Raw genomic sequence first — 18,655 nt, 5'->3', positions numbered from 1 at the left:
GATAATTTGTGCCCCGCCGGCTTTCGAGTAGACGAAACCAGTTCTTCTGTTGGAATAGCAGCACAAATATGATTCGGAACAAGGTCGCACAAGTGAAGCCAAATTTCTTCTTAAAGCCAGCTTCATTCAAGTGTTTGATGACCTTCAGTTCATGGAAAGCCGGCTTAATTTCTGCTGGCAGTTGATCAATGGATAGTTTTTGTTCTATCATATAGAGGACACCTCTTCTGTGTGGTAGTAGTGTGACTTCGACACTCTCACTTTACCAAAGGAAGCGGTGTTTTTCTATTTTTCAATCAAGGTATCTTATCGATCACAAATCCAGTACGCACACGGACTTAGGCTGATTTATTAGATGCGAAAGTTGAGTTATAAAAAAATTGGATTTAATAATTTTAAAGATATCGAAGACACATGGCACCAAGTTATTAAATAACCCATTACTTCTTTAAGATAACAGGGAACGCTAGCTCCATAACAACACCACGAGGCTGCCGAGGGAAATAATCGGTGGCCTCGTTAAGCTATTGGACAGCAGGATAGTTCAAGTAGTTATGATGTTAAAATGGATTCAAGCTCCGCTAAATGATATTTAGTATTGAGGGGATACAATGAGGATAAGATCAGATAGTTTGAATGCTCAGATTACAAAGAATGTGAAGATAAATTATCTTCTCTCTTTTCCCGAAGGTTATGGAGAAGATGAAGAAGTTAAATGGGGACTTATTATTTTTTTACATGGTATGAATATGAGGGGTGAGGATGTAACTAAGCTAAAGAGCTATGGAATTTTCGGTATTGGCCAGGGTTTATCATTACCGTTTGTTATTGCAGTCCCCCAGTGTCCAAGTGAGTCGTACTGGAATATGGAACGTGACGCGGTTATGGCTTTGGTTACTGAACTTACTACAAATCATCGTATAGATTCAAGCCGTATATACTTAATTGGATATAGCATGGGGGGATACGGAGCTTGGGATTTAGCTATCAACTATCCTGAAACGTTTGCGGCGATTGTTCCATTGAGTTCTGGTGGACAGGTATCTAAAGCAGAGCAGTTAAAAGACACCCCTATATGGGCTTTTCACGGGGCCTTAGACGATATTGTACCAGTAGATCAGATGTCCAAAATGATTCGTACAGTAGAGCAATATTCGTCAAACATTAAACTTACTATTTACCCAGACCTTGGGCATGACATCATGGAAAGCACCCTCAACAATCAAGAACTTTATACTTGGCTGTTGGAACAGAGGAGGCTTACCTAATGGGATATGAAAGTATGTTGACAAATAACTCAACATGTGTAAAATGGTAAGTAGTGGAAGGTGATAATAAATATGAGTGAATTTGGCGAGCTTCTCCGAAATCTCCGCAAACAAAAAAAAGTTACTCAGCGGCAGCTTGCTGATCTAGTCGGTATTGATTTTACGTATATAAGCAAAATCGAAAGCGGAACAATGGACCCTCCAGCAGAAGATAAAATCATACGTATCGCGGAAGTGCTTTGTATTGAACCGGAGGAGCTTGTTTTAGCAGCAAAAAAGGTGCCGAGCAGTTTTCAGAGGCTGATAACAGAAAACAGCAATATCCCTGTCTTTTTAAGAAAGGCTTCAGATCTTTCTCCGACGCAATGGAAGAAAATTAAAGAGATTATTGGCGAGTCGGAGGAGGACAAGACGAAATGAAATCGCCGTGTTTTATCTCACGTGAGCAAATGGAACGCTTAACCGAGCAAATATTAATGGACTACGGGTTCGACCCTTACGATAAAATGGTTAAATCCGCTCCGATTGAGGAAATCATCGAATTTCACTTCGACCTGCAAATATGTTGGGAGTCCATCGATCACTTGGATAAAGATGGTCTTGTGATGGCCGCGATTCTTCCGACTGAAAAGCAAATCATTTTAAATGAATCACACCGCGAGCTATTTGATAACAAAATTGGGACATACCATTTTACACTTGCACATGAGCTCGGTCATTGGGTTCTTCATACGTCGGAAACGCCGTATTTGCTTCGTTTGGGGAATAGTGAACCTGAACGGCCCACAAAAGTTCAAGGTCAGCCCTTTTTTTGCCGAAGCACTGCTCAAAAGCCAATGGAAGAAATACAGGCAGATTTATTCGCAGGATGCCTTCTGATGCCCCGTCCGATGATAGAACGCGCTGTAGGCCAATTGAGAAAGATGAGGAAAATCCATCTTTCTCACCTATACGGGCTAGCACACTGCTTACGGGTTTCCATATCAGCCTTATCAGTGCGATTAACTCAGCTACAGCTCTTGACTATAGATCAATATGGCAATGTGAACCGTCCGGGTACGTACACGCATCCGGCATTCGAGCAGCTGACCTTAGACATCTAATTTTTTTTAATCATCAAGTTGAGTTGATTATCAACACAACATTATAAGCCGAATTGGTTTATATAAATAGTATCCATGGGTAAGCTCTTTAAACATCTCTGCCGAAGCAGCATGGATACAGCGAATGTCGCAGTTATATTTTATATCGAGATGGAGGAATTACTTTGAAAAAAACTGTATTGTGCAATGGGCTGACCGTCATTACCGACCATAACGAGAAGGCAGTATCCACATTGATATGCTATTGGGTGAAAGCAGGCGGGCATTATGAAGCAGCTTATCCGCACGGCATTGCCCACTTTCTAGAGCATATGATGTTCCAAGGAACGATGACACGTACGCAGGAGCGAATCAATGAACTGGTAGAGGAGTGCGGAGGGCGAAGAGGCGCTTCTACTGGTAACAACCGGACAAAGTATTTCATTTATACGCCATATGATGAGTGGAAGCAGGGCGTTGAGTTGCTGACGGATATGGTGTTTCATTCTACTTTCCCGGAACAAGAATTAGCCAAGGAAAAGAAGGTAGTTATTGAGGAAATCAAACGAGCGGAGGATAATCCTCGGGAGCATGGCAGAAGAGAGTTGATGCGAATGCTTAGCGGGATGCACCCGGAGCGTGCCAACTGCTTAGGGACGGAAGCATCCGTATCCTCGATCACCCGCGATGATCTGCTTCGGTTTCATGAGCAATTTTATCAGCCGAGCAATATCGTGCTTGTGGTTACTGGTCATATTGATCATGCAGCGTTAGTTGATTATTTAGAATCATTGACGATTCCGGCAGCACCGGAAATGTCAGCACCGATTGTCTTGGATAAGCTAAAGCTTTGTCCGCTTGACGGCCGCACGATTCACATCGCTCGCGATATACGTCAGTCGCAATTACATTGGGGGATGTATGGGCCCTACATAGATTCCGAGGAGAGATACACAGGCTTCGTCGCCCTGCACGTGCTGGGTGGAGGCAGTGCTTCCAGGTTAGGTAAACAGATCCGCGGAGACAGAGGGCTTGCCTATGACGTAAGTGTTAGACTGAGTCCGGGGGTCAGCGAAGGGTTTATTACCGGATATGTCGCTACCGATCCGCAGCGTATCGATGAAGCACGCAATATCATTATCGCCGAGTTAAATCGCCTAAAGATAGAGCGGTTGCAAGATGACGAGCTGACCCGCGCTAAGAAATGGATAACGGCACGTTACCTGGTCGCTGAGGATTACCCGGAAGCAATAAACTCTCGGCTAGCGTCAATCCACTTGTTTCATGGTGCAGTCGATCCGAATGACTTTGTCGACAAAATTCGTACCGTTTCGGTGGACGACGTACTGCACTTTGCTGAAACCTATTTGAATGCTGATAAAATGCTGTTTGTTCAGGTTAGCCGCGATGGTGATGCGTTCGTAGCGGACTTGAAGAACGATGGACGAACTGCCTAAAGAGATGAGGATAAGATAGGGATGAGTATGCATGGAACGTTTTGTGCATCTTCACGTGCATAGTGAATACAGTTTGCTGGACGGGGCGGCCCGGATCGAAGAGTTGGCCGCCCATGCGGCCGAGCTTGGCATGACGTCGCTTGCCTTGACCGATCACGGCGTCATGTATGGAGCGGTACCCTTCTACAAGGTGTGTACGGAGCGGGGAATCAAGCCGATCATCGGCTGTGAAGTATACTTTACGTCAGGCTCGATACGCGACAAAGGAAGGCAGAATCAGCCGGTTTATCATTTAATTTTGCTTGCCAAAAATGAAACGGGCTACCAAAATTTAATGAAACTGATCTCGATCGGCCATATGGAGGGCTTTCACTACAAGCCGCGTATTGATGCCGAGCGATTGGCGGCATATGCGGAAGGGTTGATTTGCTTAAGCTCCTGCCTCAAGGGTGAGATCTCCCAGCATCTACTTCATGCAAGGCGCGCCGAAGCGAAGCTGGCCGCCGAAAGGTATCGGAATATATTCGGCGATGATTTCTTTCTGGAGCTGCAGGATCACGGGCTGACCGAGCAAAAGAACGTGATGCGCGACATCATTGCGTTGAGCCGGGAAACCGGAATCCCGTTAATCGCCACGAACAATGTTCACTATATTAAGGCGTCAGATAGGGCAGTTCAGGATGTGCTCGTTTGCATCGGCACTGGAAAGACGGTGGATGATGCTGACAGGCTGCGTTCTACGACCGATCAATTGTACTTGAAAAGCGGTGAAGAAATGCGCAGGCTGTTCGCTCACGTCCCTGAGGCATTGACCAATACGGCCGTCGTGGCGGACCGATGCAATCTGTTGCTGGAATTCGGCCGCTCGATTATGCCTGAATTCCGGCCGATACCCGAAGGGTTAACCGCCGGAGGGTATTTGGCGGAATTGTGTCGACAAGGGCTTACCGCCCGATACGGTTGGAGCCGGGATGGACGCCATGAGGATGATGATGGTGGCGTTACAGTCGATGCTTCTTATCGGCGGATGATAGAGGAAAGATTACAGTTCGAACTTACGGTCATTGAAAAAATGGGGTACTCCGACTATTTTCTGATCGTCTGGGATTTTATACGCTTCGCCCATGAGCGCGGTATCGCCACCGGGCCGGGTCGGGGCTCGTCTGCCGGAAGTCTCGTCGCTTACACGCTGAAGATCACCGATGTCGATCCGATCCGGTACGGCCTGTTGTTCGAGCGCTTCCTGAACCCGGAGCGGGTATCGATGCCGGATATCGACATCGATTTCGACGACCTGCGAAGGGAAGAGGTGATCGCTTACGTCGTGGAGAAATACGGCAAAGACCATGTCGCGCAGATCATCACGTTTGGTACGATGGCCGCGAAGGCTGCATTGCGCGATGTCGGCAGGGTAATGAACGTACCCTATAACGATGTTGACAGGGTCGCCAGAATGATTACCGGCCATCTCGGGATCACGCTGCAGGAAGCGATTACGGTCCATTCCGAGCTGAAGGCGCTTGCAGCCAAGCAACCCAAAACCGCAGAACTGCTCGACATGGCGATGCGGATCGAAGGGCTGCCCCGTCACATGTCCACGCATGCGTCAGGCATCGTTATTTCCCGCGAGCCGCTTACCCGGTACGTGCCGCTCCAAGAGGGAGCGGAGGGGACCGCTTTGACGCAATATGCGATGGAGCATCTGGAAGCAATCGGATTACTGAAGATGGATTTTCTAGGTGTGCGCATGCTCTCGATAATCGAGCGCACATTGCGCTGGATTCGGGTTTGGAACGGCATCAAGATCGATTTGCGGAAGCTGCCAGAGAACGATCCAGCCACGTATGCGATGCTGTGTCGAGGCGAAACGGCGGCTGTATTCCAGTTGGAGTCGGCAGGCTACCGGCGGCTGTTGAAAGAAATGAAGCCGTCGGTGTTTGAGGATATTATTACCGTCGGCGCATTGTACCGGCCGGGACCGATGGAATATATCCCTAAGTATATTAGGGCTAAGCACAGGGAGATGGAGACGGAGTATCCCCATCCGTCGCTGGAGCCGATATTGCGCGATACGTACGGGATTATCCTCTATCAGGAGCAGATCATGCATATTGCTGCCAAGATGGCGGGATTCAGCCTCGGCGAGGCCGACTTGCTGCTGCACGCCGTTAGAAAAAAGAAGCGCGAGGTGATGAACGAGGAACGCGCCCGCTTTATCCGCGGCAGCTTGCGGAAGGGCCACAGTGAGGCTGACGCCAACAAGGTGTACGACATGATCGTGCGCTTCGCCGACTACGGCTTTCCACGTGCGCACGCTGCGGCCTATGCTGTCATGACCTATCGTACGGCTTGGCTGAAGGCGCACTACCCCGTGCCGTTCATGGCGGCGACGCTGACGTCTGTCATGGGGAATCACCGCAAGGCGGCAGAATACGTCGATGAATGTCGACGCATGAGGATTGCGGTGCTGCCGCCCGACGTGAACGAAAGTATAGAGGGGTTTACTCCTGTTTATCTGCGACGGAGCAGCGAAGAGCAGAACGTGGGCTTGAACGCGGAATCTCCTGACGAAGATGCCGACTCGAGAGCGATACGCTTTGGGCTTGCTGCGATCAAAAACGTCGGAACGCAGGCGATCGAAGCAATAATCCGTGAGCGAAAAAGCGCGCCTTATGAAGATTTGCTCGATTTTTGCCGAAGGGTGGATTTGCGGGCATGCAATAAAAGGGTGATCGAATCCTTAATTTCGGGAGGGGCATTCGATTCTCTCCCCGGCCACCGGGCGCAGCTGCTAGCCGTACTGGAACGGATGATCGAGGCAGTGCTGAAATGGAAAAAGGACCGGGAGGAGCTGCAACTGCACTTGGTCGGCTTGACCGAGGAGGTGAATTGGACGATCGAATACCCCGACGACGCCGCTCCGTATACTCAGCTTCAGAAGCTCGCGCTGGAACGTGAACTGCTCGGTATGTTTATTTCCGGCCATCCTCTCGACGCTTATGAACCGCTGCTGCACGAGCTCGATGCTATGCCGCTTCATCAGCTGGCAGAAGAGCCGGCTGCAAGCGTGGTGATCGTGGCGGGGATGATCGTATCCTGCAAAAACTTCCTGACCCAAAAAGGTCAGGCTATGGCTTTCGTGGAGCTGGAGGATCGCATCGAAAAGATCGAGGTCGTCATTTTCCCGGAAATCTGGACAAAATACGGAAACTGTGTACAGAAGGAGCGTCTCATGCTCATTCGCGGCAAGCTGCAGCAGCAAGACGCCGGCGTCAAGCTGCTGGCCGACCGCCTTACGCCGTTGGACGAGCCCCGTGCGCGCGAGACCGCGCTGCGCTGGCGCACCGCACCAATGTCCCGCCCAGCCGCCGGATCGAGGCCGTGCGTTTTCTTGAAGATCGACGCTGCTCACGAAAACACGCAAGTCCTGAGCAAGCTGAAACAGTTGCTTCAGCAGCACAAGGGTCCGCTTGGCGTCATTCTTTTCTACGAGCGGAGCAAGCATTCCTTAAGTTTGAGCGAACAGTACAGCATCAAGCCGTCTCCACAGCTGTTCCAAGCGATTGAGGCGCTGCTCGGACCGCAATCCGTTAAAGTATAATCCACCCCAATAGGGGTTCTTACGAAGAAAAAGACGACCCTTATGCCCATAAACTGGGATGAAGGTCGTCTCGTCTTATTTAATACCCATTCATGTTCCAACAACGCAAGTTCTTCAGTGGCTTCGCCTGTGGCCCTGGTCTTTTTTCGTGTCGAAAGCAGGGATTTCCAGCCAAAACGAGGAATATGTCCTAAGAACTATATATAAATTAGTAGTTGAATGGGGAGCTTGGAGGGGCATTGACCCGCAAGCTTGAAGAGGTGACGGATGATGAAGCAGAAGATTCTCATTGTTGAAGATGAACCGAGGATCTCCATGGTTCTAAAGGCATTTCTGGTCAAAGCCGGCTATGCGGTGGAGCAAGCCTATAACGGCGACCAGGCGATGTCTTTGTTTGAGTCGTGGGAGCCAACGCTGGTGCTATTGGATGTCATGCTGCCAGTCATGGACGGATGGTCGGTTCTTAATTGCATAAGAAAACGAAGCGCTTGTCCAGTCATTATGTTAACGGCACTCAGCGATATTCATTATCGGCTGGAAGGACTGAATGGGGGCGCTGACGATTATTTAGTCAAGCCATTCATCGGAGAAGAGGTTGTTGCTCGCGTGCGAGCTGTGTTAAGGCGCTTGCCGCAGGTTGCGACAGAAAATTCGGCGATCTTCGGCAATTTGAAGATTGATTTTAATTCGCATAAGGTGATGCTAAACGGGGATGAGGTTCATTTGACGCCGAGGGATCTATCGCTGTTTCTATATTTGGCCAGTCATCCGAACCAGACATTGGATCGAAACCAGTTGATTGACGCTGTATGGGGAAGGGATTACATGGGCAGCGATCGAGCCGTCGATATGGCCATAAAACGGATTCGCCAAAGCCTTACGGAATGGTCCGCCGAAGATGGGGGGATCATTACATTGAAACGATTGGGGTATCAATTTCGTGTCAAAGCGAGAACGTAAAAGCCTGCTCTATTATTGGTCGATCCGTTACTTTACGATTTTATTTATCAGTATCATGATCCTTGGTTTGCTTGCCATGTATGTTTTCTACAGGAATGCGTTATCTACCCAATATACCAGTGTGAAGAACATGGCGGGCGAACTTGAGGCCATCGCCACAGATAATAACGGGAGGCTTCCCCAGACTCCCGATATGGAGGGGTTTTTAAGCACTCTGGCTGAGCGGCATAATCTTCATAGCAGACCCATCATGTTCATCCTTAATCGAGATGGCCAAGTTGTTCAACAATACCCCTCTGTGCTACCCGAGGAAACAAAGCAAGTGATGATGCGAATCACGGATATTATGTCTGGAGAGGCGCATGTTATCGAACTGGAGGCACAACAAGGCCAAGAGCCCTATTTAGTGGGCATATATCCGATTATTGTTGAATCCTCCAACACGGGTTTTGCATTGTACATGGCCCCTCAGCGTAATGCGCTGGACGGCATGTTTGCTTTCAGATATCCAAGGTGGATTCTGCTGGCGTCCTTCTTGTTTATAGGCTGGGGAATTGTGCATGTATTAACAAGAAGATTGATCAAGCCAATACAGGAAGCGGCCAACGCAGCGAAGCAAATTGTGTCCGGCAATTATAATTTGCAATTTAGGAATGATTACAAAGAGAGGGAAATCCATGAGCTTGCTCATTCGTTCCAGGAGATGGCGGATCGGCTAAATCGCTTGGAGAAACTTCGTACGCAGCTGCTGGCAGGAGTTACACATGAATTGAAAACACCCGTTACAGCCATCAGCGGGTTAGTTCAGGCTGTCCGCGGGAAGGTAGTTGAAGGGGAAGAGGCGGAAGTATTCCTGGATCATTGCATGAATGAATGCAATCGTCTGCAAAAAATGGTAGAGGATTTACTGGATTTCAATAGCTTTGCAGCGGGTAATATTCAGGTGGATCGCGAGCTAATCGGCATGCAGGCGATGTTGACCGATATAGTGGAGCGATGGAGTTGCGTTCAAGAGCGCCAGTCGATTGAAGTTAAACTGGAGGCGTCAGCTCCGGCGGCGGAACTTCGACTTTTTACGGATCCGATCCGTATCGAACAGATTCTTATTAATTTGTTGAATAATGCGAGAGATGCAATCGTTGAAGGAGGCGTAGTTATCGTTCGTCTGGATACAACCGCATGTTATTGCCATATTAGCGTTCACGATACAGGCTGCGGGATGCCTGTAGCCGGGCAGAAGGATATATTCGAACCGTTCTATCGCGGCGCAGAGAAAAGGACGCTTGTACACGGGCTTGGCCTTGGATTGCCATTCAGTCGAATGATCGCACGATCGTTAGGCGGCGATCTGGTATTGACTCACAGTTCTTCAAGCGGTACAACCTTTGAACTCATTCTTCCGCTTGAATCATAATATTCGATGATGACTAAAAACAACATTTTCATGAGGATCATGTTCCTTGTGGAGAAGTTGTTTTTTTTATTTCGACAACAATACAAATTTATACACGTTCTGACATTTCACTGACACTTTGGGATGGTAGTCTGTGACTGTTTCATATTATTTATAGGATAAAAGGAGTAGTTCGTATGAGTATGTGGATGGGGTATATCGTTCTCATTGTTCTGGTCGGAATATGTGCGATCTCGTTATGGGCGGTATGGAAGTTGATGCATCCTGCGCGCAAGCCGGTGCTGGTGACTCCCGATGAGGAGGGGCTGCAATATGAATCCATCACTTTCCGAAGCCGGGACCAAACGGTTAATCTGAAGGGATGGTTTCTTCCCGCTGTCGGCTCGCCCAAGATGACAATTATATTCGCGCATGGATACAGGAGCAACCGCCTCCAGCATAAGGTCGCTGCACTTGGGTTAGCCAAGGCTCTCGTTCAGCGCAATTATAATGTAGTAATGTTTGATTTCCGCAATTGCGGGGATTCTGAAGGGCGGTTAACGACAATTGGTCTGGATGAACAACAAGACATCCTCGGCGCCATTGACTGGTGCCAAACGTTCTGTAAGGGACGAATCGGCTTAATTGGTTATTCAATGGGCGCGGCTGCGTCCCTCCTGGCAGCAGCGAAGTGCGCGGAAGTATCTGGTGTCATTGCGGACAGTCCGTTCAGTGATTTGAATCGGTATTTGCTGGATAATCTGTCGATATGGTCCAAGCTTCCGAAATACCCGTTCTCCCCGCTTATGGTGCTAGCAATTCGTTTCATTATGAAGAAGAATCCGCAGCTCGTTAAGCCGATCGTATCCATACAGCAGATTTACCCTCGACCGGTCATGTTCATTCACGGGGATCAGGATGAAACGATACCGTGCGCCAACAGCGAAATGATGTCACAGCGATTTGCCGATACATTCAGCTACTGGAAAGTTCCGGGAGCCAAGCATACGGGTTCTTATAAGTTGTTTCCTGTGGAATATACGAATCGGGTAGATCACTTCTTCGATCGACTTGCAGGAGGCCATAGATAACATGAGATCAAAAGCCAAAATTACAGCAATCGGCAGTTATGTTCCTTCCAAAGTGTTAAGAAATGCAGATTTGGAGATGATGATGGACACGAGCGATGAATGGATCGTTCAGCGAACGGGCATACGTGAAAGGCGTATTGCGGCTAAGGATGAGTTCTCAAGTCATATGTGTATCGGGGCGATTGATGATCTGCTTACGAACTATGACGTATCGATCATGGATGTAGATATGATCCTGGTAGCCACCTATACTCCGGACTTTCCGACGCCTTCCGTTGCTTGTTTAATCCAACAACATTATGGTATTCCGGCTACGGGGGCGCTCGACGTTAACGCAGCTTGCACGGGATTTGTTTATGCGATGAACCTGGCAAATGGATTAATCACCAGCGGGCTTCATCAGAAAATTTTGGTGGTTGGCGCGGATACGGCATCCAAAATAATGGATTATTCGGATCGCACTTCCTGCATCTTATTCGGTGATGGAGCTGGCGTTGTTTTAATGGAAAGAACGGAGGATACGGGGGCGTTCGCCACACAGTATTTTGGATCGGATGGTCATGGAGGAAGTTATCTGTATCGCTCGGGCCTAAGAAAGGAGTTGTCAGGAAATAAGCTTGCAAGTAATGGGATGCTGGTGCAGAACGGGCGGGAGGTGTACCGTTTTGCCGTTGGGACGGTGCCGCAAGTCATACGTAGCATTCTGGATCAAGTCCGCTGGAGTGCGGATGAGATTGATTGGTTCGTTCCCCACAGCGCCAATCTTCGCATTGTCGAGTCCATAAGCAAGAAAATCGGTATTCCCATGAGCAGGACTCTGCACAGTATGGAGTATTACGGTAATACGACAGCTGCCAGTATTCCGCTTGCCTTGAGCATGGGAGTCAAGTCAGGTCAAGTCAAGGCCGGAGATCGACTGCTGCTGCTCGTCGGCTTTGGCGGCGGATTCACCTTCGGCGGGGTTATTGTGGAATGGACATTAGCGCCACAAGCTGCTATCCACCCGGCGAATGAGAATACGAAGGAGTATGAACATTCATGAATATAGAACGGATCAAATACCAATTGTTTAGAAGCACGACTTCTAAACAGTTGGTATTTGTATGCCCGAGTGAGCATTTGCTTTTGACAACCGTATTCGGTACTTGGCTGTCTGTTGCATACAACGGTAAGGCTGCCGCAGAAGAGAGGGGCGGATCTGTACATCGGACCGTATGGCTTGCTCCTTATGGCGGGATGACATTTAGTCTTATATGGGAACATTTGTTTTCATTTGACTCAAAACATGGTATGCTTATTTGTAACTAAACATGATTTCGGGTGAGAGCATATGCTACCGATTATTCGCATTTCTGTACGTGCACTGGTCGAATACGCGTTTCGCAGAGGCAGTCTGGAGTCTGGATTTCATGCGGCACCTACGTTCTCAGAAGGGACGCTTGCGCATCAGAAGCTGCAAAAGACGTACCAAGAATCGGACCTCAAGGAAGCACCGCTGCAGCACGAGTTCGAATGCGGGGACTTGCGTTTTCGGCTGGAAGGGCGCTGCGATGGCATCCGATTCCCGGAGAACGAACTTGTCACTATTGAAGAAATTAAGTCCACTCTGCAGAATATTAACCATATTGAGGAACACGCGCACCCCGAACATTGGGCGCAGGCTCAATGTTATGCGTATATGTATGCCGCGAAGGAAGGCTTATTGAAGCTGTGTGTGCAGCTGACCTATGTGCAGCTGGATACGGACGAACAAATTCATTTTCGGAAGGAGCAGACGACGGAGGAACTGGAAGGTTTAGTGCTCGGAATGCTGCAGATATATGCACCCTATGCAAGATGGACGGCTAAGCACGAACAGGAACGGAACGAGAGCGCGCGGAGTCTGTCGTTTCCTTATCCGGCCTACCGGGAAGGGCAGCGTAAGCTGGCCGGTGCCGTTTATACGGCGATCGCCGAAGGGAAAGATTTGTTCGCAAGAGCTCCGACCGGAACCGGCAAAACGATCTCGACCTTGTTCCCGGCCGTTAAATCGATTGGGCAAGGGCATCTTCAACGAATCTTCTACATAACGGCCAAAACGATAACCCGGACTGCGGCGGAGCATGCGATGCGCGCCATGGCGGATGCTGGCTTACAGGCGAAGACCGTCACGCTGACGGCGAAGGAAAAAGTATGCTTCAAGGAAGAGGTGCGCTGCTCGAAGGAGTACTGCGAATACGCAGATGGCTTCTATGACCGACTTAACGACGCGATGCTAGACATGTTGGAGCATGAGGCATCGATGGGCCGCGAGGTGATTGAACGGTACGCACGCAAACACCGGGTATGTCCGTTCGAGCTGTCAATAGAAGCGGCATACGCCGCGGATGCGGTCATCTGCGACTATAATTATGTGTTCGATCCGCGTGTGTCGTTGAAGCGGTTGCTGCAGGAGCAGCGCAAGCATACCGCTCTGTTGGTGGATGAAGCGCATAATTTGGTTGACCGGGCGAGGGACATGTTTTCTGCGGAGCTAGTAAAATCCGGTTTTCTCCATCTTCAGCGGGAAAGCAGGGGCAAGCGACGAGAGCTTGCCCAGGCGGCCAAGGCCTTGAATAAAATATTTATCGAGCTACGCAAGGAGGTGGGGGAGCGGACGCATTCGCTGCTTGACGGTCCGCCGCAAAGCTTGCTTGAACAGTTAGAGTTTTTTGCCGAAGCGGCCGAGCAGACGCTTGTTGCAGGCGGGGAAGAAGAGGGATTGACGCTCTTGAAAGATGTTTATTTCGCGGCGCAAAGCTTCCTTCGAATCGCAAAGTTGGCGGATGAACGGTTCGTCACCTATGCCGAAGTCGAGCGCAGCGAGGTCAGAGTGAAGCTTCTATGCCTAGATCCGTCCCAGCTGCTGCGACATATGAGCAATGGCTATCGGGCGAAAGTATTTTTCTCGGCAACGCTGTCCCCGTTCGGCTTCTACAAGGATGTACTCGGTGCCGGGGAGGACGGTTATACATTTGCGATTCCATCCCCCTTCTCGAAGGACCAATGGGAGGTGAGCATCGCGGCATTATCGACGCGATACCGAGACCGTGAAAGCTCGATGGCCAGGCTGGGATCACTGCTTCGAGAGCGGATCAGCAGGCGTATTGGTTGCTACTTGGTCTTTTTTCCTTCGTTTGATTATTTGCAGGCCGGCGTGGCCGCGTACGAAGCGGAAATGCCGGACGCCGATATCCTTGTTCAGGCCCCTACGATGTCGGAAGAGGAGCGGGAGCGGTTTCTGGACACGTTCCAGGCGGGAAGAGCCCGGACATTAGTCGGCTTTGCCGTATTGGGAGGCATATTTTCAGAGGGAATCAATCTGCAAGGGGACCGGTTGACCGGTGTCATTATCGTTGGTGTGGGGTTGCCGCAAATCGGACTGGAACGTGATCTGATGAAAAACTATTACAACAGAACAGGGCGGGACGGCTTTGATTACGCATATGTTTTTCCGGGCATGAACAAGGTGCTGCAAGCGGGCGGCAGATTGATTCGATCGGAGCAGGATCGTGGTTCTCTTGTGCTTGTCGATGATCGGTATTTACAGACCAAATACATACGATTGCTTCCTGAAGAATGGCGAGTTTAATTGGTATAAATCAGGATATGCTGTATCAGGGACAAAAGGAGATCTCGTAAAGTGAATCAATGCATGAAACCTAACATCCCTTTTTATTTGCAGCAGATAGGCGCACACCCCTGAGGGGGACTGCGCCTGTCCTAGTGTGGTTTTGGCCGATCCTAACACAGAAGTGAATTATTTGTTAGTAAAACAATTGACATATGCTAAATATGGAAGTATGATAAAACCATAAAATGAATGAACCGTTCATTCAATAAAATAACGATGAGAAGGTGTACGAAATTGATGGATAAAACAAATCATAAGGCGTGGAGCGTGCAGGGCAAATATGTGATCATTACAGGAGCAACCAGCGGCATCGGGCTGGCGGCGGCCAGGGAGTTGGCGGCTAGAGGTGCCCACTTGGGAATTGTGGCGCGAAGCCAGGCCAAGGGGAATGAGACAGCCGAACAGCTTCGGGCGCTTACTGGAGGCAATACGAATGTGGAAGTGTTCTTGGCAGACTTGTCCGATCAGCGGTCGATCCGCCGCCTCGCTTCCGAAATTTTGGCAAGGTGTCCCCGGATCGACATGCTGATCAACAACGCCGGTGCGATGTTCGTCAAACGGATACTGACCAAGGACGGCATGGAGAAAACTTGGGCCGTCAACCATCTCGCCCCCTTCTTACTGACGACGCTGCTCCTTGACCGGATCAAGATGAGCGGCGAAGCCCGGATCATCACTACTTCTTCACACGGACACAAGATGGCGAAGAAGGGCATCGCTTTCGACGACTTGACCGCCAAGAAGCGCTATAGCTTCTTGCAAGCCCTGATGGGCGGTGCCAACTTCCGCTACGGAGAGACGAAGTTAGCGAACATTTTGTTCACTACAGAGCTGGCCCGCCTCCTTGAGGGAACCGGCGTTGTCGCGAACTGCTTAGATCCGGGGCTTGTCGCTACCAATTTCAATCAGGATAACGGCATGCTGGCGCGGATGACGATGGCGGTCATGAAGCGATTTTCCCAAACGCCGGAAAAAGGAGCCGAGACGCTCGTCTGGCTGGCGGATTCGAACGAAATCAGCGGGGAGAGCGGCAGGTACTATGTCGATATGAAGGAAGCCATTCCCGCGGCTCCGGCCCGCAGCCAAGAAGCTGCACGGAAGCTATGGGAAGTCAGCGAAAGACAAACCAGGAACTCGGGAATAGGAGAGTGATGCTATTTTTCTCTGTGACATAAATTTGATTCCATGTCCAACCAATATTCATGTCCGTTAAAATAATTCCATAATTTGATTATTTATTATATTAATAACCATATAAATAATGTTATATTTGGTTTAGAGTTCTTTTTATGCGGAATAACATATTCATCCGACGGAGCTAATCGTGAGTGCGCTGCTAATCAATAGTGTTTATGCAAATAACCTCTCCCAACCACATGAAGTATGATGAAAGGAAGGAAAGGGAATGACACCTTTTGCTGCAAAAATTCTTATACTTCTGGGAAGTGTTTTTTTATACATTATAATGAAGCAAGTATTCAGAAATACATTAAAAGGGGAACAGACCGTTCCTTATTTATTTTTTATCTTTTTCACCCCCTATATAGCGTTTGCAGGCATTGTAATATTTTTATATTTGGTAAAAGTTGTTGCCTATTTGTTTATCGACTGATGCTCGCAGCCACAAGTGCAGTTTCATTCCAAATTCCTCCCGGATTGGTGCTCGCTACCCCGATTATGCGCTGACTTTAACGTCTTCATTTTGCGGTATTTTGAAGGCGATACACCTTTAGTGTCCCGGAAAATCCGCGAGAACGTATTATACGATCCGTAGCCGACTTCCAGTGCAATTTCAGATACGCTCATCTCGGTTGAAACGAGAAGACTGCACGCATGGCGGATGCGAAGATCTTGCAGGAAGTGGACGTACGTTTGACCAGTAGTTTTTTTTATGATTTCACTGACCCTGGAGAGGCTCAGAGCGAATTTCTGGGCAATTCCACCCAGCGTGATATTCTCTTGATAATTTCCGTTTATATAGTGGATGATCGGCCAGACGGATCCTGCTGAGTTACCTGAGGCGGGCTTCGCGCTTGGTGTTGTACCATTCTTCCTCCGATAGCGGTCGAACCGGATGAGAAGCTCCTTCAGCTTAGCCTGCAAATAGCTGTTCCGCCATAGTTCGCTGCTGACGTATTCCTCGATCATTTCCTCAAGCTGACTGTCCATCCGCGCTTTCTCTTTCCCCTCCAATTGAACGAAGGAAGGCAGCCCTTCAGTACCATTCACCATGCCGTTCATCAGTTCTTCCCGGTTCTGCTCTACGAGCAATTCCATACTGAATCGACAATTGTACAGAATGAGCTCCGATCCCGGATCGGTAAACAATTCATGGATTTGGTACGGCAGCAAAAAAGAAAACGTCCCCGCCTCCATACGATGTTTTACCCCATTGATCGTTTCCCAGCCTGTCCCGCTCTTGACGTATGAAAATTCAAGGTAATCCTGTCGGTGAGAAGGATAGCCTTTCTTCAGTCTATTAATCAGGAGCTCGAACTGGAACGGGCTGTCTTTCGTCGTATAGCCTTTCAAATATTTTGGAAAATGTGACATATGGGCTGGACCTCCCAGAAAAAATGGGATAATTATCGAAAAACACGTTAGGTTTTTTCCCTTCGTTTATTTTACCATAAATAAAGTAAGTGAGTGCTTGTAACAGGGATTGAAGCCATAATTGGATTCACAGCCGTTCGCAGACTAGAGGAGCTGGGCGTATTGTTTAGAGATTATCCCGCATCGTCACAGTCGACTGGCGATGACTTCGGGATACTTACCAATACTAAATTGGGGGAAACCGATATGAAAATGAATCGAATGGCCGCACTTTCACTACTATTGTTTGCAACCGCTTGCAGCAGCGGTAATGACGGCAAATCGGCCGGTGAGCAGCCCGCAGCAGAGAAGAACGCTCCGCCTCAGGTTTCGACTGAGCCTGTCACGATCAAATTCGCGCTGAGCATGGGATGGCTTGGACCTGACGAATTCCAAAAGTATGTTGAGGAGCCGGTGAAAAAGCGGTACCCGTACATTACGATCGAGCCCATCGATTTGTCCAAACCGGAGAATGGTTTTGATAAGCTGATGGCAGCTGGCAACATACCGGACTTGGTGATGACCGCTTCACCGATTATTTACCGGTTTGTAGGAACCGGAATGGAAGATAGTATCGAACCGCTGATCAAAAAATTCAATTTCGACCTTTCCCGGCTCAACCCGGTCGCCGTAGAATCAGTGAAGTCGGCTAGTCTGCAAAACAACTTAATCGGTCTTCCATGGACGATGCACTTCAGTGCGCTCTACTTTAATAAAGATATCTTCGACAAATTCGGTGTTCCGTATCCGAAGGATGGCATGACCTGGGAGGAGGCCAGAGAGCTGGCCAAAAAAGTGACGCGCAGTGAAGGCGGTGTGCAATATCGGGGTTTGGAGCCGGATAAAGCGACCCGCGTGGCTTCTGTGCTGTCATACGGCCTTGTCGATCCGGTAACGGAGAAGCCGACCGTCAATAATGATAATTGGAAAAAAATATTCGAGTTGCTCAAAAGCATCTACGACATTCCCGGAAACAATACACCCCGTTTGGCTGGCGGAGGTACGGATCAGTTTAAGAAAGAACAAACTCTCGCTATGCTGGCTTCCAATAACAACCTGCCGAACTTGAAGGATGCACAGGATTTGAACTGGGATTTGGTCCAATACCCGTCATTCAAAGAACGCCCCAACACCGGCATGCAGGTGGATGAGTGGATTCTTCACGTCACGGCGCAGAGCAAATACAAGGATCAAGCATTTCAAGTCATATCCACGATTCTATCCGACGAGGTGCAGACGGAAGTAGCCCGCAACGCAAGGCTGCCGATAGTGAAGTCCAGTAACATGGAGCAGGAGTTCGGCAAAAACTTGGCTTACTTGCAAGGGAAAAATGTGAAGGCGGCCTTTATGACCACTCCTGCGAAAGCGCTTCCGGTGAGCGTGTACGATTCGTTCGCGGATGGTTATATGTCCAATGCCATCGTCCCAATCATCAAAGGGGAGAAGGATATCAACTCCGCGCTGAGAGAAGCGGAAGAACAAATTTCGAAAAACATTGAAACGAACCGGCAAAAATAACTCGGCAATAGGATGAAAGAAGGAGTCAGGCTTGACGCAGT

13 protein-coding genes and 1 pseudogene are annotated in these 18,655 nt (G+C 49.0%); 12 read left to right on the top strand and 2 right to left on the bottom strand.

Annotation, left to right across the window (positions count from 1 at the left end):
• Positions 1-211 (bottom strand): annotated as a pseudogene (locus KXG62_RS27970) (IS4 family transposase); the annotation flags it as partial.
• A 421-nt stretch (positions 212-632) separates the two neighbouring features.
• On the opposite strand from KXG62_RS27970, the gene KXG62_RS27965 reads away from it, so the two are divergent.
• The 11 genes from KXG62_RS27965 to KXG62_RS27915 all read left to right on the top strand — a co-directional run bounded on the left by KXG62_RS27965 (position 633) and on the right by KXG62_RS27915 (position 15,656).
• Positions 633-1,268 carry a carboxylesterase family protein gene (locus KXG62_RS27965; RefSeq protein WP_246627673.1) on the top strand — a complete coding sequence of 212 codons (636 nt, stop codon included), beginning with the start codon at positions 633-635 and terminating at the stop codon, positions 1,266-1,268.
• Between the two features lie 72 nt (positions 1,269-1,340).
• Positions 1,341-1,688, top strand: coding sequence for a helix-turn-helix domain-containing protein (locus KXG62_RS27960; protein WP_218095322.1), 348 nt, complete (start codon positions 1,341-1,343; stop codon positions 1,686-1,688).
• The gene (locus tag KXG62_RS27955) at positions 1,685-2,371 is read left to right on the top strand and encodes an ImmA/IrrE family metallo-endopeptidase (RefSeq protein WP_218095321.1); all 687 of its coding nucleotides are present in this window, start codon (positions 1,685-1,687) and stop codon (positions 2,369-2,371) included. The genes KXG62_RS27960 and KXG62_RS27955 overlap by 4 nt, the downstream gene beginning before the upstream one ends.
• A gap of 164 nt (positions 2,372-2,535) precedes the next feature.
• Entirely contained in the window at positions 2,536-3,807 is a 1,272-nt protein-coding gene (locus KXG62_RS27950; RefSeq protein WP_218095320.1) for a M16 family metallopeptidase, read from the top strand.
• A 31-nt stretch (positions 3,808-3,838) separates the two neighbouring features.
• Positions 3,839-7,408, top strand: a complete 3,570-nt coding sequence (locus KXG62_RS27945; RefSeq protein WP_218095319.1) for a DNA polymerase III subunit alpha — start codon at positions 3,839-3,841, stop codon at positions 7,406-7,408.
• Between the two features lie 267 nt (positions 7,409-7,675).
• Complete coding sequence (locus KXG62_RS27940) at positions 7,676-8,368, top strand: response regulator transcription factor (protein ID WP_246627672.1); 693 nt, start codon at positions 7,676-7,678, stop codon at positions 8,366-8,368.
• Positions 8,349-9,782 carry a sensor histidine kinase gene (locus tag KXG62_RS27935; RefSeq protein ID WP_218095318.1) on the top strand — a complete coding sequence of 478 codons (1,434 nt, stop codon included), beginning with the start codon at positions 8,349-8,351 and terminating at the stop codon, positions 9,780-9,782. The genes KXG62_RS27940 and KXG62_RS27935 overlap by 20 nt, the downstream gene beginning before the upstream one ends.
• 176 nt (positions 9,783-9,958) lie before the next feature.
• Positions 9,959-10,852 (top strand): alpha/beta hydrolase, encoded by an 894-nt coding sequence (locus KXG62_RS27930; protein ID WP_218095317.1) that lies wholly within the window; start codon positions 9,959-9,961, stop codon positions 10,850-10,852.
• A gap of 1 nt (position 10,853) precedes the next feature.
• Positions 10,854-11,894: a ketoacyl-ACP synthase III gene (locus KXG62_RS27925; RefSeq protein WP_218095316.1), complete on the top strand. Its 1,041-nt coding sequence runs from the start codon at positions 10,854-10,856 to the stop codon at positions 11,892-11,894.
• A 288-nt stretch (positions 11,895-12,182) separates the two neighbouring features.
• Positions 12,183-14,462 carry an ATP-dependent DNA helicase gene (locus tag KXG62_RS27920; protein WP_218095315.1) on the top strand — a complete coding sequence of 760 codons (2,280 nt, stop codon included), beginning with the start codon at positions 12,183-12,185 and terminating at the stop codon, positions 14,460-14,462.
• A gap of 279 nt (positions 14,463-14,741) precedes the next feature.
• A complete protein-coding gene (locus KXG62_RS27915; RefSeq protein WP_425517384.1) occupies positions 14,742-15,656 on the top strand; it encodes an SDR family oxidoreductase in 915 nt (304 codons plus the stop codon).
• Between the two features lie 483 nt (positions 15,657-16,139).
• On the opposite strand, the gene KXG62_RS27910 is transcribed toward KXG62_RS27915, so the two are convergent.
• Positions 16,140-17,057, bottom strand: a complete 918-nt coding sequence (locus tag KXG62_RS27910; RefSeq protein ID WP_218095313.1) for an AraC family transcriptional regulator — start codon at positions 17,055-17,057, stop codon at positions 16,140-16,142.
• A gap of 246 nt (positions 17,058-17,303) precedes the next feature.
• On the opposite strand from KXG62_RS27910, the gene KXG62_RS27905 reads away from it, so the two are divergent.
• Entirely contained in the window at positions 17,304-18,614 is a 1,311-nt protein-coding gene (locus KXG62_RS27905; protein ID WP_218095312.1) for an ABC transporter substrate-binding protein, read from the top strand.
• Positions 18,615-18,655: the final 41 nt, after the last annotated feature.

Origin of the sequence: Paenibacillus solanacearum, from assembly GCF_910593845.1 — a bacterium.
In the GTDB taxonomy this organism is placed as follows: Bacteria; Bacillota; Bacilli; order Paenibacillales; family NBRC-103111; genus Paenibacillus_G; species Paenibacillus_G solanacearum.
This window is presented reverse-complemented; position numbering and strand designations above follow the sequence as displayed.

Excerpts from the sequence above, each read along its gene's own strand:
- KXG62_RS27960 (WP_218095322.1), top strand. The coding sequence starts at position 1,341 with ATGAGTGAATTTGGCGAGCTTCTCCGAAATCTCCGCAAACAAAAAAAA.
- KXG62_RS27955 (WP_218095321.1), top strand. The coding sequence starts at position 1,685 with ATGAAATCGCCGTGTTTTATCTCACGTGAGCAAATGGAACGCTTAACC.
- KXG62_RS27945 (WP_218095319.1), top strand. The coding sequence starts at position 3,839 with ATGGAACGTTTTGTGCATCTTCACGTGCATAGTGAATACAGTTTGCTG.
- KXG62_RS27940 (WP_246627672.1), top strand. The coding sequence starts at position 7,676 with ATGATGAAGCAGAAGATTCTCATTGTTGAAGATGAACCGAGGATCTCC.
- KXG62_RS27930 (WP_218095317.1), top strand. The coding sequence starts at position 9,959 with ATGAGTATGTGGATGGGGTATATCGTTCTCATTGTTCTGGTCGGAATA.
- KXG62_RS27925 (WP_218095316.1), top strand. The coding sequence starts at position 10,854 with ATGAGATCAAAAGCCAAAATTACAGCAATCGGCAGTTATGTTCCTTCC.
- KXG62_RS27920 (WP_218095315.1), top strand. The coding sequence starts at position 12,183 with ATGCTACCGATTATTCGCATTTCTGTACGTGCACTGGTCGAATACGCG.
- KXG62_RS27915 (WP_425517384.1), top strand. The coding sequence starts at position 14,742 with ATGGATAAAACAAATCATAAGGCGTGGAGCGTGCAGGGCAAATATGTG.
- KXG62_RS27910 (WP_218095313.1), bottom strand. The coding sequence starts at position 17,057 with ATGTCACATTTTCCAAAATATTTGAAAGGCTATACGACGAAAGACAGC.
- KXG62_RS27905 (WP_218095312.1), top strand. The coding sequence starts at position 17,304 with ATGAAAATGAATCGAATGGCCGCACTTTCACTACTATTGTTTGCAACC.